Source organism: Leucobacter japonicus, assembly GCF_001273855.1.
Lineage (GTDB): Bacteria > Actinomycetota > Actinomycetes > Actinomycetales > Microbacteriaceae > Leucobacter > Leucobacter japonicus.
In genome coordinates this window covers 371409-390067 of record NZ_JHBX01000108.1, presented here as the reverse complement: position 1 = coordinate 390067, position 18659 = coordinate 371409, and the positions used below count along the sequence as shown (strand labels likewise).

Genomic DNA, 18659 nt, shown 5'->3' with positions numbered 1-18659 from the left:
AATTCTTGACCACTGTTGAAGTCGGGCGAGCAACTTTGATAGAACGGATAGTGGGTGATCAATCGCAGGATCGCCTACGAGTGGAACCCGTCCTGTGCACCGGCGACCGCTTGATCTTCGGGGGGAACGGCGCAGATCGCGTCGCCGAGGGGCCTGTATTTGGCGCGCCTGAAAGCGAGCTGATCAGGGATTCAAGAGCGAGGGGGAAACGTGAAGGAATCCAGTGCGCGCGGCAGCCGGAGGCTGTCGGCGGTGAAATATGTGAGCGGGGTGGCAACATTCGCGCTCGCGGTATCGGGGCTGGCGGTCAGCGCGCCCACCGCGGCGCAGGCGGCCGCGCCATTCTCGGCGACGAGCCTGTACGGCACGCAAGCGTCGTCGAATCGAACGATCGTTGCTATCGATCCGGCGACTCGCGCAGTGACGAATTCGATCACCATTCCCGCCGCCGCGGGAACGACCGGTGCTGATGCCCAGTTGAACCAGCTCGGCTTGTCAGTGGACGGCAACACCCTGATGGCGACTGACGTGAAGAACATCTACCGCTACACGGCGTCGAACGAACAGGTGGTCAGCACGCCCCGCCCATCACCGGCACTGGTCGCGAACACGATGGGCGGCGTGGACCCGCGCACCGGATACCTGTTCTACGGAGGGCAGCAGTCGGGAACCCCGAAGAACTTCACGTTCGTGCGCTACAACCCGACGACGAACGCGACGCTTCCCGGTGTCGTGACGGTCACGGTGCCCGACACTCCTCCCGGCGGAAACGGCGACCTCGTCTTCGACCGTCTGGGCAATATGTACTTCGTCTCAAGTGGCATGGCGACCGGTACGGGAGCGAACCCGGTCGCCCAGGTGTACCGCGCGGACGTGCACGAACTCGATGCGGGATCCGCGACAGCGACAGCGATCGGCGGTGCGATACCGACGGGCAGCGTGAACTCCATCGCGTTTGGCGCCGATGGGTATCTCTACCTCTTCGGCAACTCGCGATTTTTGAAGGCGAATCCCATCACCGGTGCCATCGTCGACAACAACAGCATTTCCCCCACTGCTCTCACTGATCTCGGTGCGCGCGCGACACCGCGCACGATTGATCTGGGCACGGACGGAGCGAACCCCGACGATCCGTTCGACATCTCGATCGGCGGGCCGGGCATCGCGGTGGGCAACACCGGTGAGACCGAAGCCGATGGAAGCGGCTCCGTCGGCCCCATCATCGTGCTCCCGGGCGGGACCTACACCATCGATCAGAAGCCGAAACCGGGAACGACCCCGGGCAACTACGACACCACGTGGAAGTGCACCGATGTTGTCTCGGGCGCTACCGTGCGAGAGGGAACCGGCAACAGCGGTTCGTTCGTGTTCCCGGCGAATTCACCCGGTGTCACGTGCAACTTCACGAATGTGGAGCTTATCCCGGGCCAGGCCATCGCCGACGAGTCCAAGGGCAACGAGATCGGCAAGCCGGTCACCGTTCCCGTGCTCGGCAATGACACCGGCGACGTAGTACCGGGCTCGGTGACAATCGTCAGCGGCACCGACCGCGTGAAGGAACTCACCGTGCCGAACGAGGGCAAGTGGACCGTCGATCCGACGACCGGTGCGATCACCTTCACGCCGAACACGGGGTACACCGGCAACCCGTCACCGATCACCTACGAGGTGACGGATACGAACGGGCAGAAAACGCAGGCCAACGTCATCGTGACCTACGCTCCCGTCGCGGCCGACGATCAGTCGCTCAACAACGTGCAGGGAACGACTGTCTCGCAGAACGTGCTTGCCAACGACCAGGGCGCACTGTCGCCGTCGGGCGTCAAGATCGTTTCGGGCACGCAGCGCGTGAACGAGCTTTTTGTGGACGGCCAGGGCACCTGGACCGTCAACGCGACGACCGGTGCGATCGCGTTCAAGCCGCTCGCCACCTTCTCGGGCAACCCGACGCCGATCACCTACGAGGTGACTGACGCTGACAACCAGACGGCTCAGGCCAAGGTCACCGTGACCTACGTGCCGGGTGCGGTTGACGACGAGTCAGCGAACAACGAGCAGGGCAAGCCGGTCACGGTCGATGTGCTGGGGAACGACAAGGGCGCGCTCGACCCGACGACGGTGAAGATCGTCGACGGATCGACCCTGGTCACGGAGCTCACGGTTCCGGGCGAGGGCAAGTGGACGGTCGACCCGACCACCGGTGCTATCACCTTCACTCCCGAGTCGACCTTCCAGGGCAGCCCCACGCCGATCGAGTACCAGGTGAACGACACCGCGGGTAACCCGACCACCGGCAAGGTGACGGTCAACTTCGCCCCGCTCGCAGCGAACGATGAGTCGCTGAACAACGACCAGGGTGCGACGGTCAACATTCCCGTGCTCGACAACGATCTCGGCGTGCTCGACAAGACCAGCGTCAAGATTCTCGACGGTACGACTCCGGTCACCGAGCTCAAGGTCACCGGCGAGGGCACCTGGACGGTCAACACGACCACCGGCGTCATCACCTTCGTTCCCGAGGACGGCTTCACGGGCAACCCGACCCCGATCACCTACCGGGTGACCGATGAGGCCGGCGAGACTGCGCAGGCCACCGTCAAGGTGACCTACACCCCGGGCGCTGCCAGCGATGAGTCGCTGAAGAACGACCAGGGCTCCACGGTCAAGGTTCCGGTTCTGGACAACGACAAGGGCGCGCTCGATCCCACTTCGGTGAAGATCGTCAGCGGCGAAGAGGTCGTGACCGAGCTCGTCGTTCCCGGTCAGGGCACCTGGACCGTCGATCCGGCCACCGGTGAGATCTCGTTCGCTCCCGAGGAGACCTTCTCGGGCAACCCGACGCCGATCACCTACCAGGTGACTGACACCGAGGGCCAGACGACGACGGCCCCGGTCAAGGTGACCTACGTGCCCGTCGCTGCCAACGATGAGTCGCTGAACAACGGCCAGGGCGCCACGGTGTCGGTGCCGGTGCTCGACAACGACAAGGGCGCACTCGACCCGACCTCGGTCAAGATCGCCAGCGGTGAGGAGCTCGTGACCGAGCTCGTCGTCGAGGGCGAGGGCACCTGGACGGTCGATCCGGAGACGGGTGCGATCTCGTTCAAGCCGCTCGAGACTTTCTCGGGCAACCCGACGCCGATCACCTACCAGGTGACCGACACCGAGGGCGAGACCACGGAGGCCACCGTCACGGTGACCTACGCTCCGGCAGCCGCCAACGACGAGTCACTGAACAACGACCAGGGTGCGACGGTTACCGTCCCCGTGCTCGGCAACGACCGCGGTGCGCTGAATCCCGGTTCGGTGCGCATCGTCGACGGCGAGACGCTCAAGGTCGAACTGGTCGTCGAGGGTGAGGGCACCTGGACGGTGAACCCCGCAAACGGCGCGATCTCCTTCGCTCCCGAGGATGGTTTCTCGGGCAACCCGACGCCGATCACCTACCAGGTGGCCGATGTGCTGGGCGAGACCTCGCAGGCCACCGTCAAGGTGACTTACGTGCCCGAGGCTGCAGCCGACGAGTCGCTGAACAACGGTCAGGGCGCCACGGTGTCCGTGCCGGTGCTCGATAACGACAAGGGTGCGCTTGACCCGACCTCGGTGAAGATCGTTTCGGGTGAGGATCTCCTCACGGAGCTCGTGGTTCCGGGTGAGGGCACCTGGACGGTCGATCCGGCTACCGGTGCGATCACGTTCGCCCCTGAAGACACCTTCTCGGGCAACCCGACACCGATCACCTACCAGGTGACCGACACCGAGGGCGAGACCGCTGAGGCCACCGTCACGGTGACCTACGTGCCTGTCGCAGCCAACGACGAGTCGCTGAATAACAACCAGGGCACGACCGTGGTCGTTCCCGTGCTCGACAACGACAAGGGTGCACTTGACCCGACCTCGGTGAAGATCGTTGACGGTGAGGAGTTCGTGAGCGAGCTCGTCGTCGAGGGCGAGGGCACCTGGACGGTCGATCCGGAGACGGGTGCGATCTCGTTCAAGCCGCTCGAGACCTTCTCGGGCAACCCGACCGGCATCACCTACCAGGTGAGCGACACCGAGGGCAACACCTCGCAGGCTGACGTGCGCGTCACCTACGTGCCCGCCGCGGTGAACGATCAGTCGCTCAAGAACGCGCAGGGTTCGACGGTTACGATCCCCGTGCTCGTGAACGACCTGGGCGTGCTCGGCGCATCGACCGTGAAGATCGTCGACGGCGAGCTGCTCGTCGACGAGCTCGTGGTTCCCGGCGAGGGCACCTGGACGGTGAACACCGAGACCGGTGAGATCTCGTTCGCACCCGAGGACACGTTCTCGGGCAACCCGACGCCGATCACCTACCAGGCGACCGACGAGAACGGCAACCCGACGCAGGCCACCGTCAAGGTGACCTTCGTGCCGGTCGCGGCGAACGATGAGTCGCTGAACAACGAGCAGGGCGCAACCGTGCTCGTGCCTGTGGTCGGCAACGATCTCGGCGCGCTGGTCGCCTCCTCGGTGCAGATCGTCGACGGTGAGGAGTTCGTGACCGAGCTCGTCGTCGAGGGCGAGGGCACCTGGACGGTCGATCCGGAGACGGGCGCCATCTCGTTCAAGCCGCTCGAGACCTTCTCGGGCAACCCGACGCCGATCACCTACCAGGTGACCGACACCGAGGGCGAGACCACGGAGGCCACCGTCAAGGTGACCTACGTGCCCGTTGCGGCGAACGACGAGTCGCTGGGGAACCCGCAGGGTTCGACCGTCACCATTCCGGTGCTCGGCAACGACAAGGGCGCACTCGACCCGACCTCGGTGAAGATCGTTGACGGTGAGGAGCTCGTGACCGAGCTCGTCGTCGAGGGCGAGGGCACCTGGACGGTCGATCCGGTGACGGGCACCATCTCGTTCGCTCCCGAGGACACCTTCTCGGGCAACCCGACGCCGATCACCTACCAGGTGACCGATACCGAGGGCAACACGACCGAAGCGCAGGTGGTCATCACCTTCGTGCCGGCCGCGGTCAACGACGAGTCGCTGAAGAACGCGCAGGGTTCGACCGTCACCGTCCCGGTGCTCGGCAACGACCGCGGCGTGCTCGTCGTGACGTCGGTGCAGATCGTCAACGGTGAGGAGCTCGTCACCGAGCTCGTCGTCGAGGGCGAAGGCACCTGGACCGTCGACCCCGAAACCGGTGCGATCACCTTCGTTCCGCAGGAGGGCTTCTCGGGCAACCCGACGCCGATCACCTACCAGGTGACCGACACCAACGGAAACGCGACGCAGGCCACCGTCAAGGTGACCTACGTGCCGCTCGCGGCCAACGATCAGTCGCTGAACAACGCGCAGGGCACCCAGGTCACCGTTCCGGTGACCGGCAACGATCTCGGCGCGCTCGACGTGACCACGGTCAAGCTGGTCAACGGTACCGAGCTCGTCGCCGAGATCGTAGTGAAGGGTGAGGGCACCTGGACGGTGGATCCCGAAACCGGTGCGATCTCGTTCGCTCCGGAGAAGGGCTTCTCGGGCAACCCGACGCCGGTCACCTACCAGGTGAGCGACACCGAGGGTGAGACTGCTCAGGCGCAGGTGACCATCACCTACGTTCCGGTCGCCGCCAACGACGAGTCGCTGAACAACGTGAGCGGCTCGACGGTCACGGTCTCCGTGACGGGCAACGACCTCGGCGCAATCGATCCCACCTCGGTGAAGATCGTCAACGGCGAGGAGCTCGTGACCGAGCTCGTCGTTCCGAGCGAGGGCACGTGGACGGTGAACCCGGAGACGGGCGACATCACCTTCACCCCCGAGCCGGGCTTCACGGGCAACCCGACGCCGATCACCTACCAGGTGAGCGATGTCGCGGGCAACACGACCCGTGCCACCGTGACCATCACCTACGTCGCACCGGGCGAGCCCAGCCCGCCGACGAATCCTGAAGATCCGGAGAATCCGGCCGACCCCGGAACTCCGGCCGGCCCCGGCGACCCTGCGAACCCTGAGCGGCCCGCCGATCCCGAGGACCTGTCGCGCACCGGAGGCGCGTCGGTGATCTCTCTGGGAATCGCAGCGACGCTGCTGGTGCTCGGCGGGCTCTCCGCCGTGATGGTCGGACGTCGACGGAGGGAGACGCGCCACTCGGCGTAGTCGTCACCGGCTTCGGTGGTGAGGGGCCCGGCGCGACAGCGTCGGGCCCCTCATTCGTGCTCGGATGACGCGTCCGTTCTCTGGTACGCGCATGCGGGTCGGTAACCTTCACCCGCGGGTGAAAAGGCGGGTGAAGTCTTGCATGTTTACGCATGCGGTAGGTCGACTCTCTGGTTGGGTTGAGGAGTTTGCGGCTCGCGCACGCGCGGATGCCGCTGGGGGTTCTGGGGTTGACCCGAACGCGCCCGATCGTCGCCGACCAGGCGCGCAGACGTGCGCGCGAGGGAGTACAGAACGCATCATGGTGGAAGCTGCAGTCGCACCGAAACGCAATCGAATGGCGTCGCTGATCGCGGGGCTCGTTACCGGGGCGGTGGTTGCGGGATCGCTCGTCGCCGTCGGGGTCGGTGCGAATCAGGCGGCTGCGGCAGAGTGGGCTCCGACTGTCGAGGTGCAGAGCACCGGCACCGGTGGCAAGGGCTTCATTCTCGCGGGAGAAGACGCCAGCTTCCGTGTCAATGTGTCGAACCCGGCGAACGGAGGCGGCGGCAAGCAGTTCAACCTGGGGGTGTCGGCGCTACTGCCGCTTTCCGTGTCGTACGTGAGTGGCACTGCTGCGCCCACGAAAATCTACCGGGCCCTTGAGGAAGTGCCGAACGAGACGCGCACCGCGCCGGCGACGGCCGAGAGCTGCGCGGCGAGCGGACTCATTCCCGCCTCGACGCTGACACCTCCCGGCAAGGCCAACCGCTGCGCAGTACCGGAGGGGCAGCAGCTGTGGGTGTGGTCGAACATCAATGATCTGCCCGAGGGCGGCACCGTGCCGCTCGACGTTACGGTGCGCCCCGATACCGGGACCTACCCGGTCGGCAGCACGATCAACTTTGACGCGACCGCCTACACGAGCAACGATCCTTCGCGATTGCCCACATTCGACGGATCGACGAGCAAGGCAGTCACCGCGACGCACTCCTCGAAGCCCGGCACCGATGCCGGGTTCACTCAGCCCGACGTGCGAGCGATTCGCGTGAGCAAGTCGGAGCCCAGCCCCGAAGACGAACTGCTGCGCGGTGTGCACTCGCACCCCACGGTGTACACGATCAAGATCGAGAACACCGGTCAGGCGCCGACCGAAGACGTGACCGTCGTCGACTACCTGCCTGCAGGGCTCGAGTTTCTCGGTACCGCAGGCGGCGACAACTCCGCGCCCGGCACAGGCGAGTACCTCGTGGACGGGCAGCCGATGCGCATGGGCGCTCAGCCACAACTGGCTTCGCCCGAGGCATCGCGCGTCGAGACCGTGCAGCTCGGGGCAGCCGAGGCGGCCCAGCTCGGCCTCGCCGGCGCGGGCGTCTACACCAAGGTCACCTGGGTGCTCGGGGCGCTGTCGGGCGGCAGCGCGCAGGTGCTGCCGACGACGGCGGCGACGGCCGGCGTGAGCGAGTTGAAGTACTACGCCGCTGTGCCGCTGTTCGAGAACGCACTCTGGCAGGGAACTGCGCCCGCCGCCGAATCCGGTCTGCAGGGGGCGAACCTCGACAACAACACCGGGCCCTCGACGCGACACGGCTCGGAGAGCGCCTCGGCGCCCGCCAATGCGCAGGCTTTGGTGAACGCCGCGACGGCCTCGGGAGCCTTCACCGGCCCGGTGCTCGACGACAATGACGCCCTGCGCACGACCAGCGACTCGGATACCGAATCAGTTGATGCCGTCGATCTGCACGTGATCAAGAGTGTGCAGGAGGACGCCTTCAAGACGGGTGCGCTCGCCGAATACACGTTGAACGTGCGCACGAGCGAGTACGTCGACGCCGATGACATCCGTCTCACCGATGTCATTCCGAACGGTCTCTGCCCCGCCTTCCCGGCGCAGCAGACGCAGCCCAAGCTCAGCGTCACGACGAACGGCACGACAGCGCCCTACACCGATGCGGCCGAGTGGAGCCAGATTGTTACGCCCGGTTCAGCGTGCAACTACCCCAATACCGAGACCGGGGCGAACGTCAGCGACGCGACGGTTGAGTCGATCGACTTCAACGCGAGCACCGGCGCATTCACGGTCGTTTTCGCGGTCGCAGAGATGACGGCGAACGACCACGCCGAGGTGCGCTACACCCTGATGCAGCGCCCGAACTACACCGGGAGCAAGGGCAGCACGAGTTCGGGTGACCGGCTGACGAACCGGGTGTCGATCACCGGAACCACGACGTCAACCGCCGATATTGAGGCGACGCCAGGGCTGCCGGCGAAGGTCGGTGCCGAGCGCTATCCGCTCGACGACTCGAGTGCCACCATCTCGTCAAACTTCTCGCAGCTCGTGAAAGAGGTGCTCGATCGCGGCAAGACGATCGCAAACGCGCAGCCGGTGAATTGGAGTGCGGCCGCGCAGACCCCGTTCTCGCCCGGCGACCACGTCTGGTACCGCATTCAGGTGCCGTTCGCAGAGGGCATCGATACGCGCAACCCGGTACTCGATGATTACCTGCCCGAGGGCGTCGCGTTCGTCGGGGCGACATATGCATACTCCGGTATCACGGGCGTCGCTGATGCCGAGACCCCCGTCGATCGTTCGGCGTCGGGATTCCCCACCGCGTATATTCCCGAGCCGACGGTGTCTGGCAGCAGCCTCAGCTGGGAGCTCGGCGAGCGTCGCGGCGACTACCGTTTCATGCCGCTCGATAGCACTGTGACGGTGTACCTCGAAGGCGTGGTGCAGCAGCAGTCTGCATCGGCCGACGACGTCGACAGCCCCGCGAACCATGCCAAGTACCAGCAGGTGAATGTCGATGGCGACCTCACCTTCTTGCGCGACGACGCGACCGTCACTCTCGACTGGGGCGCGACGCTGCAGAAGAACGTGAAGTCGATCGGCGATGGCGCATCGCGCACCTTCGGACAGGAGGGGCCCGCCGCCGGCGAGATCGTGCGCCAGGGCGATGCAGTGACGTATCGCATCGATGTGACCGCACCGCAGAACACCACCGACGAATACGTGATCTGGGACGTGCTGCCGAAGGGCGTGCGCGCCGCTGACGTTTCGGCGTTCACCGCCGCGACCTACGACGGTGCTGCGGCGAGCTCCGGCAATGGCGAGACGCCGCTCGCTTCGGGCGACTTCACTGCTCTCGCGACCGACAGCCCGGCCGGCTCGCCACAGTTGAGCGCGGCCTACTCCGGGCGATCCGTCATCGTCTGGAAGATCTCGAAGGACATCGCCGGATCGACCGCTGCCGCGGGCTCGACGCCGGGGGTCACTCGCGGGTTCACCGTGGGCTATACGCTCACCGTGCCTGCCGGATCCGCCGATGGCGGGGACGCCGCGCAGGTCACGCAGAGCTTCGAGAATACGGCGGGCATCGTCAGCTACGAGATCCCGAACCCGGGCACGGAAGGTGCGACAACGGTCGTGCCGCAGCGCGAGGGCGGCGGGCAGCAGCTCACCGATCGCGCGCCGGATACGAACGCCGGTGAGATCGGTTTCGATGACACCGACACCTTCGATTCCGCAGAGGTGCACCTGCCCGATGCCTCGGTCGCGAAGAAACTCGTCTCGACCGAGATCGCCGGCAGCGGCACCACGCCGACCGACGCGAATAACGGTGCCGGGGCGATCGTGCAGGGCGAGTACGCGACCTTTGAATACGCGGTGACGATTCCGGCGAAGACGACCGTGGCGAACGCTACTCTTTCGGACCGCGGCGTGCTCACCAACGCGTCGGGCAAGAACGTCGATACGCACTACCGGGCCGGAAGCGCGCGCTTCTTCGGCCCCGGCAATACGAGCGAGATCGCGGATTCCTGCGGCAGCGGAACACTCGCCGGCTTCACCTGCGATGATGACGCGCGTGCCACACTCGCATTCCCAGCGAGCTACACGAACGCGACGAACGCCGATCAGACGTTCCGAGTACAGGCGACGTACTGGGTCGGTCAGACGAACCCCGGTCAGCTCACCAACCGTGCCACGTTTGCCACCGACAACCCGAACGGTGGAGCGCAGATCACGCACGCTGCCAACGCCACCGTCGACTCTGTCACTCCCGCACTCTCGGTGACGAAGACGTCTGATGCGACGGGGCCGGTGGCCGCGGATGCTCTGGTCACCTACAAGATTGTGGTGGGAACCGGGGCGTCGTCGCCGAAGAGCTACGACAACGTGGTGCGCGACGACGTTCCCGAGGGGCTGCACGTGGTCGCGGGGTCGTTCCGCGTCAACGGGGACCCGATCGCTGACGACGCGGTCTCTGTTGCGGCCGGAGCACTCGCCGGAGATGGCGGGCGGATCACCTGGACGCACGAGCAGATCCCCGCGCTCGCCGAGGTGCGACCCGCAGTCGAATTGACCTATCAGGCCACCATCGATCCCGCCGCCGGTGCCGGTCAGGAATACGTCAATACCGCCGCAGTTGCGGGAGCGACGCTGCCCGCCGCGATCCAGCCCGATGCGGAGCGCAGTGGCGACCTCTCGGCGCAGACCACCGCAACGATCAAGGCCGACACCGCAGGCGTGACCAAGCGCGTGCGCTCTGCGGGTTCGACCGCGTTCTCGGAGAGCATCAGCGCACCCGTGGGTACCACGGCGGAGTACGAAGTGCGCGTCGAGCTGAAACCCAGCATCAATTACTACAGCGTGCGCATCGATGACTCGGGTTTGAAAACCAGCCAGCCGATCACCGGCGCCCAGGTCTCGATCGAGTCGGGCAACACCTCGACCGACGACACGGCCAACTGGTCGTTGCAGACCACCGGGGCGGACTCGCGCTCGTGGACCTACACCGCAAATGGTGGCACGATCGCGAGCAATGCGAGCACGCGCTTCATCGTGCTGCGCTACAACGTCGTTGTCACGAAGGACATGGTCGCGAGCAATGCGGTCGCGAACACGGCGAATTTCCGTTGGAAGGCGAGCACCGCGCAAAACGCCATTTTGCAGAACCTCGACGATGACGCGAACGTCAGCATTCTGCGACCGACCCTGGGCCTCACGAAGGGTGTGCGCATCGCAGGAACAACTGGTTCGTATGCGACTTCCGTGAATGCGGATGTGGATCAACGCCTCGAGTACCGGGTCCGCGCCACGAACGCGAACAGCGCCTCGAGCAGTGCGGCGTACAACGCGACGTTCACCGACCAGCTGCCGGCCGGCATCGTGCTCGACGAGTCGTCATTCACGCTCGATGGAGTTGCCGCGCCGGCGGGGGCCGTGCAGGTCGACGGGCGCACGATCACGTGGACGATTGCCGGCCCGCTGCAGCCGGGCGCGACCTCGACGCTGGGGTACCAGGCAACGCTTGCCGCATCAGCGCAGTTGACGGCCTCAGCGCAGCAGAACACGGCGAAGATCTCGGAGTACTTCTCGTACACGACCCCCGAGGCCGAACGCTTCACGTCGACGTCTCAGGCGCAGGCGAATGTCACGCCGAAGTTCCCGAAGATCGCGCTCACCAAGGCGGCCGCGGCGAGCCCCGCGAACGCGTATGCCGGTGAGCCCTTCGAATGGGTGGTCACCGCGACGAACACGGGCAACGGCGGTGCCCAGCGCATCACGCTCTCGGACGCGCTGCCGAAGAACTGGGAGTTCGACCGGGTGATCAGCGTGACCGGAGCGACTGCCGCGACGCAGCCGTCGGCCGGCGCTACCGGCACCATCGAGTGGACGTTCGGCGCCGATGCGGTGAGCGGTGCGCCCGCTGCAGTGCTGGCTCCGGGCGCGAAGATCGAAATCCACTACACGGCGATTCCGAAGGATCCCGAGGCGATTTCCGACCCCGGCACCACTCGCGCGCATACCAATACGGTCAGCGCGAGCGTGACCGACCGCCGCGGTGAGACGCGGAACCAGACGGCGACCTACGCCGGCGACCCGAAGTCTGCAGACGCGCGGATCGGCGAAGCCGACCTGGTGCTCGAAAAAGATGCGATCGGGGGTGTCACAGACGGTGGAGCTGCGCAGTTCGATGCAGAAGCTGGAGCGTGGATCCCGGGCGCGAGTGCCTCGAACGCGTACGCGCAGCCGCAGTGGCGCATCACGGTGAAGAATGCCGGCACGAGTGACGGCTACGGCCCCTTCGTGATCTCCGATACGGTGACACAACCGGCCGGTGTCACGACGGGCGCGTTCACCGCTCGGTACTTCTCCGGAAGTACTGACGTGGTCGGTACCCCGTTGGCGGTCGCGACCGACGGCGCGGGAAAGCTGACGGTGGGAACACGCTCGACGTTCCTCAAAACCGGATCGGCCGATCGGATCGTGCTGACCGCGAATGTGGACATTGCTGCGACTGCGACCGCGACGGTGGATCAGCTCGCGAACACGGCGACCGTCACGGGCCGCACGTACGAGAACCCGTCGAACCTCGGCAACAACACGGATGACGCGAGCCGAGAGCTCACGCCCGTGGCCGATCTCGCCATCGCCAAGACGGTGAATTCGTCGACCGTTGTCGTCGGCTCCCCGGTGACCTGGGGCATCACGGTGCGTAACAATGGGCCGTCGGTCTCCGCCGCGACGACCGGCGCACCGATCACGATCACGGACACGGTGCCCGAGGGCGTGACGGGAGTGACCGCGACGAGCACGAGCGACTGGACTGTCTCGCTCGCCGATGGCAGTCCGCTGCCGGAGGGTGGGGTCGATCCGGGCACCGAGCTCACCTGGACCTACACCGGAGCGCCGCTGCCCCTCGGCGCATCCTCGCAGGTGACGCTGACGGGAACGATCCTCACCGCGCACACCGGTGAGCTCGTGAACGTCGCGACCGTGCACCCGGGCGCGACGCCCGAGCCCGCGAACGCAACCGCGAATAACAGCGCGGAGGTCAGCGTCACCCCCGACGACAGCACCACGCTCGCCGTGACCAAGACGCGAGTCGTGAATGATGACGGCGACTGGCGCCCGGCCACAGAGAGCGAGCCCTACGTGCCCGGCTCTCCCGTGAGCTACCTGGTGCGCATCGCGAACCACGGCCCGGCCGACGCTCGCAACGTGCACGCCGTCGATCAGCGGCCTGCGGGCCTGACCTACGCGAGCCACGAAGGGCTCGACGAGACCGCCTGGACCGACGCGCACGACTCGAGCGCCGACACCTTCACGCTCAACGGCACCCAGGCGCCCGGCACGACGGTCGGCTTCGTCGTGACGTACGACACGGCGTCGACATCGATCAACGGCGCGCAGATCACGAATACCGTGACGGCGCACGCCGATAACTCGACGAACGACCCCGATGCGAGCAGCGTCAGCGACGCCGAGCGCAACGCCGATCTCTCGATCGCGAAGTCGCACGTGCTCCCCGACGGTGCGACTGCGGCGGCAGCCGGTTCCACGTTCACCTATGTGCTCACCGTGACGAACGAGGGGCCGAGCGACGCCTCGGCCGAGATCGACGTGGTCGACGAGCTGCCCGTGGGTCTGAGCTATGCCGGTGGCGCGCAACTCGCCTTCGGCGGCGCGACGACGGCATTCGAACCCACTGTGGAGGGCCAGACGTTGTCGTGGAGGAACCTCACCTCGAACGCCGATCTGCCGAACTCGGGGACCGCGATTATCACCTTCTCGGTGACCGCCGACCCGACGCTCGGTGCGCAGTCGCTCGTGAATACGGCGAGCGTGCAGAGCGACGACGACACCGACCCGGGCAATGACGTCGCCACCGATACCGTCGATATCGTGCGCGAAGCCACGATGCGCATCGAGAAGCGCGCCTCCGCCGAGACCGGTGTCGCCGGCGGCGAGATGCAGTACGAGCTCACCGTCACGAATGACGGCCCCTCGGCCGCGCCGGTGATGATCGCCGATGCGCTGCCGGCGGGTATGTCGCTCGTCTCGATCACGGGCGATGGCTGGGATTGCAGTGCGTCGAATGCGGGATCGCAGAGCGCCCAGTGCGAGTACACCGATGCCAACGGGCTCCTCGCCGTCGGTTCGCCCACGGTCATCGCCGTGACGGCAGCGATCGCGCCGACCGTGCTCGACGGCACCGAGCTGGTGAACACCGCAACGGTGACCTGGAGCGACACCGCGGGCTCGCATTCCGACGACGACGAGGCAGCGATCACGGTGCGCGCCGAGGCAGATCTCGGTCTCGAAAAGATGGTCATCGACGGGGCCGGCGGCAAGATCGTCGACCCGGGTACCGGGGTGGCCGGCACCTCGGTCTGGTTCCGGTTGCAGGCTCACAACTACGGCGCGAGTGACGCCGCGGGGCCGGTCGTCGTGACCGACACGCTGCCTCTGGGCGTGACGGTGCCCGCGTCGCTCACGCTGGCTGGCGAGTGGCAGGTCTCGGCGACGGAGGCAGACCCCGCCACCCCGCAGATCGTCACGTTCACGCTCGCATCGGGCCTCGCAGCCGACACCGCTGGCGACCCAGACCGCGGCGTGGCTCCGGTCATCGAGTTCGAGGCGCAGCTCGCCTCGACACTCTCGGGCACGATCACGAATACTGCCGTGGTGGCCTCGGCCACCGCGGAGCCCGTGGACGACCCCCATTCGAACGAGGCCTCGGCCGACATCGCGCTCGTACGCACTGCGGAACTCGGACTCGAGAAATCGCACGTTGCCACGGAAAGCGACGCGTACCGCATCGGCGACGAAGTCACCTTCGTGTTCGACGCGACCAACGAGGGCCCGTCGGCGGTCAACGGTGTGACGCTGACGGACACGCTGCCCGCCGGTCTCAGATATGTCGATGGCACGCTGTCGGGCGACGGCTGGGCGTTTGACTCGGCGACGGAGCACGCAGACGGCTCCACGACCGTTGTGGCCGCGTACGCGGGTACCGTGCTGCCCGGTGAAGCTGTGCCGACTGCGCGCCTGACGGCAACCGTCACGGTGGAGATCGGCACTGCCGATGAGGTGACGAACTCGGCTCAGGTCGTACCCGACACCGACGATCCGCGCGCTGCGGAAGACGATGATCAGGTGACGGTCGTGCCGCTCGCCGACCTGCAGGTGCGCAAGTCGGTCGAGAACACCATCCTCGACGAGACGGTGACCGCCGGCAAGCCGCTGACGTGGATCATCGCGCCGCGCAACGCCGGCCCATCGGTATCGCTGAACTCGTCGGCCGACCCGATCACGCTCATCGACCGTCTGCCTGCGGGCATTCACGGTGTCGCCGATCCGTCGACCGAACTCTGGACCGCCACCGTGACGAGGGGCGGCGCCCCCTCGACGTTCCCGGCGCGCGCCGGAGATGTCGTGACCTGGACACTGGACCCGAGCGTCTCGGAGTTCCCGGTCGGCACCGATGCACTCGCCGACCCCACGCTCACCCGATTCGATATTCGCATTGCGGGCGACATCGACGCGGGCTGGACCAGCGGCGACATCACCAACTCGGTCGATATCGTGGCCGGAAAGACGGTCGACCCCGATCAGCCGAACAACGTCGATCAGGTGACGGTCGCGCCCGGTGACGACACGTCGCTGCGCGTCGATAAGACGCGCGTCGTGCGCGTCGACGGTGCGTGGGTGACCGCGGTCGATCAGGATCCGGTGCCCGACTTCCAGCCCGGCGATGATGTGAGCTACCGCGTCACCGTCGTGAATGACGGGCCCGCGGACGCCCGCGACGTGACCGTCGTGGATGAAGTGCCCGAGGGGCTGAGCTACCGCTCCCACGAGTCCGAGGGCGTGAGCGACTGGGCGCACACGGCGGGCGGCACCAGCAGCGCCGGCACCCGACCCGACTGGGATACGTTCTCGCTGAGCGGCTCGCAGCAGGTGGGCGCGGACGCGGCGCGATCGTTCGTGGTCACCTATCGCACCGACCCGGCCATGCCGAACGGCGATTCGTTCACCAACTCCGTGGAGGCGACGGCGACCAACTGGGTCGTCGGCGACGGCGATCCGGGTCGTGCACGCGACGACGATCACATCGCGTCGACGCGCAGCGCTGATCTCGAGATCACGAAGTCGCACGTCGTGCCCGAATCGGGGGCCGCGATCGCGGGCGAGACGGTGACGTACGAGCTGGTCGTCGAGAATCACGGTCCGAGCGTCTCGAGCCCCTCGATCGACATCAGCGACGTGTTGCCTGAAGGCCTGAGCTACGTCGCAGACTCGTCGACGATCTCGATCGACGACTCCGAACCGGTGCCATTCGCACCCGTCGTCGACGGAAGCGGACTCACCTGGGTGAACACGACCGCTGATGCGACCCTCGCGCCTGGGGCACAGATCGACGTGCGTTTCGACGCGCTGATCGATGCTTCCTACGAGCAGAGCACGTCGGCGGTGAATACGGCGACCGTTGCCGGCCCTGACGACCACAACCCGTTGAACGACATCGATACCGATGCCGTGGACGTTGACGGATCAGCCGATCTCGCACTCACCAAGCGCGTGCAGACGTCAGTCGACGACATTTCGGCGGGCAAGACGGTGACCTGGGTCATCGAACCCCGTAATCTCGGACCGTCGATCTCGGTGAGCTCTGACGCGACGCCCATCACCGTGACCGACACGTTGCCCGCAGGAATTCGTGCACTCGCTTCGGATCCGTCGAACGACTTGTGGCACGCGACGGTGTCGAACGACGGAGGCTGGAGCGCCGCGACCGCAGGTGACACGGTGACGTGGACGTATCTCGGTGCGTCGATCCTTGTGGGAGCGACGCCGGATATCGAGTTGACGGCGATCGTCGATCCGGCGTGGACCAGTGGCACGATCACGAATACGGCCGCGGTCGACGCGGGCGGCACCCCCGACCCGAACACCGAGAACAACCAGAACGGGGTGCAGATCACCTCGCCCGGCGACGCGACCGCAATCTCACTCGCAAAGCACCGCGTCGTGCAGCAGAACGGGGTCTGGATCGGAGCCACGGAGACCGATCGCGTCGTTCCCGGCACGGAGGTCTCGTATCGCTTCACCGCGCTGAACGAGGGGCCGGCCGATGCCCGTGCCGTGCGGGTCGTCGACCGTGTGCCGGCCGGGCTGACCTACCAGTCATTCGTCAGCGAGACCGGAGAGTGGTCACGCACCGCGGGTGGGGCGGATGCGACGGGCACTTCCAGCGCGGCCTGGGACACGTTCGAGCTCTCGGGCACCCAGCAGGTCGGCCAGGAGCACGCACGCTCATTCGTCGTCACGTACTCGACGGACCCAGCCCTTGATGTCACCCAGCCGCTGGTGAACACGGCTGAGGCGACCGCTGAAAACGCCGTGGATCCGGCCGAGGCAGTCGATTCGAGCGATCAGTCGGCGAGCGCCGACCTGTCGATCGTGAAGACGAGCGATCAGGATCGCGTGAACGCTGGGGGCACGATCGCCTACCGTCTGCTCGTCTCCAACGAGGGCCCGAGCGTCTCTCGCGGCCCCATCGACATCGTGGACGCGCTGCCGACCGGCCTGCACTACGTGCCTGGCAGCGCGCGGGTTGCCGTGGCGTCTGGCGACGTGCAATCGACTGAACCGCGCATTGAAGCCGTGTCGGGCGCCGAGCGGTTGACGTGGACGCCGGTCGACGGTGGGGCGAGCCTCGCCGTGGACGACACCATTGCGGTCGACCTGCAGGTGCGCGTGGACGACACGCTCTTCTCAGCCCAGGGCGTCACGAATGTCGCATCGGTGCGTTCGGGCGACGACGCGAACCCGGCGAACAACGTCGCCGACGCGACCGTGGTCATCGACCCCGTTGCGACGCTCGTGGTTGAGAAGACCGCGGTGGGCGACTTCCAGGTCGGCGGAACGGGCGAATACCGCATCACCGTCGAGAACCAGGGCCCCACTGCGGACCCCAGCCCGATCACGGTGATCGATCAACTGCCCGATGGGCTGCGGTTCGCTTCGTCGCCGTCTGCCGAGGTCTCCGTCGACGGACAGCGCGTTGCCTGGACGATCGAGCACGGGTTGCAGGTGGGCGAGCGCGCGGAGTTCACGCTGTTCGTGCACGTGGATCAGGGGGCCTACCCATCGGTGACGAACACGGTCACCGTATCGAGTCAGACCACGCAGACCGATGGAGCTCGGTTGACCGACGACGCCACCGTCGAGGTGCGCGCCGCTGACGGGCTGGCGACGACGGGAGGCGACGCGGCACCCCTGGCTGCGCTGGCAGCCCTGCTCCTCCTGGTCGGTGGAGCGGTCGCCCTGATGCTCGCTCGCCGCCGTCGTGGTCGAGCCGCCGCTGAGGTGACGACCGCCTAGTCGTCGGACTCCCGGCCTCGGAGCCGATCGATCTCGCGCCGTTCGCGCTTGGTCGGTCGGCCCGCGCCGCGATCCCGAATGATTTCGGCGGGCCGCTCGACGCGAGGCGGCGGGGGCGGCGTGAGATCTTCGAAGTGCTTCGCCGCTTCGGCAGCGCTGCCCCGGCGCACGGGCAGGCCGGTCGCGCGGTAGATCGTGTCGAAGCCGTGCTGACGCACGCGCACCTCGTCGCCGATGCGCACCGGCTGGGCGGCCTTCGCGGTCACACCGTTGACACGGACGTGGCCGGCGCGGCACGCCGTCGTCGCCTGGCTGCGGGTCTTTGCGAGGCGCACGCCCCAGACCCAGGTGTCTACCCGTACGCTCTCGCCCGCCATAGACT

Annotated in this window: 3 protein-coding genes; 2 read left to right on the top strand and 1 reads right to left on the bottom strand. The window is 66.7% G+C overall.

Annotated elements, in window-relative coordinates; genetic code table 11:
- The first annotated feature begins 252 nt into the window (after positions 1-252).
- The gene (locus AMS67_RS11095; protein WP_053387399.1) at positions 253-6123 is read left to right on the top strand and encodes an Ig-like domain-containing protein; all 5871 of its coding nucleotides are present in this window, start codon (positions 253-255) and stop codon (positions 6121-6123) included.
- A gap of 301 nt (positions 6124-6424) precedes the next feature.
- Positions 6425-18277, top strand: a complete 11853-nt coding sequence (locus AMS67_RS11090) for an isopeptide-forming domain-containing fimbrial protein (protein ID WP_162230850.1) — start codon at positions 6425-6427, stop codon at positions 18275-18277.
- On the opposite strand, the gene AMS67_RS11085 is transcribed toward AMS67_RS11090, so the two are convergent.
- Entirely contained in the window at positions 18274-18654 is a 381-nt protein-coding gene (locus AMS67_RS11085; protein ID WP_053351258.1) for an RNA-binding S4 domain-containing protein, read from the bottom strand. The genes AMS67_RS11090 and AMS67_RS11085 overlap by 4 nt on opposite strands.
- Positions 18655-18659: the final 5 nt, after the last annotated feature.

Excerpts from the sequence above, each read along its gene's own strand:
- AMS67_RS11090 (WP_162230850.1), top strand. The coding sequence starts at position 6,425 with ATGGTGGAAGCTGCAGTCGCACCGAAACGCAATCGAATGGCGTCGCTG.
- AMS67_RS11085 (WP_053351258.1), bottom strand. The coding sequence starts at position 18,654 with ATGGCGGGCGAGAGCGTACGGGTAGACACCTGGGTCTGGGGCGTGCGC.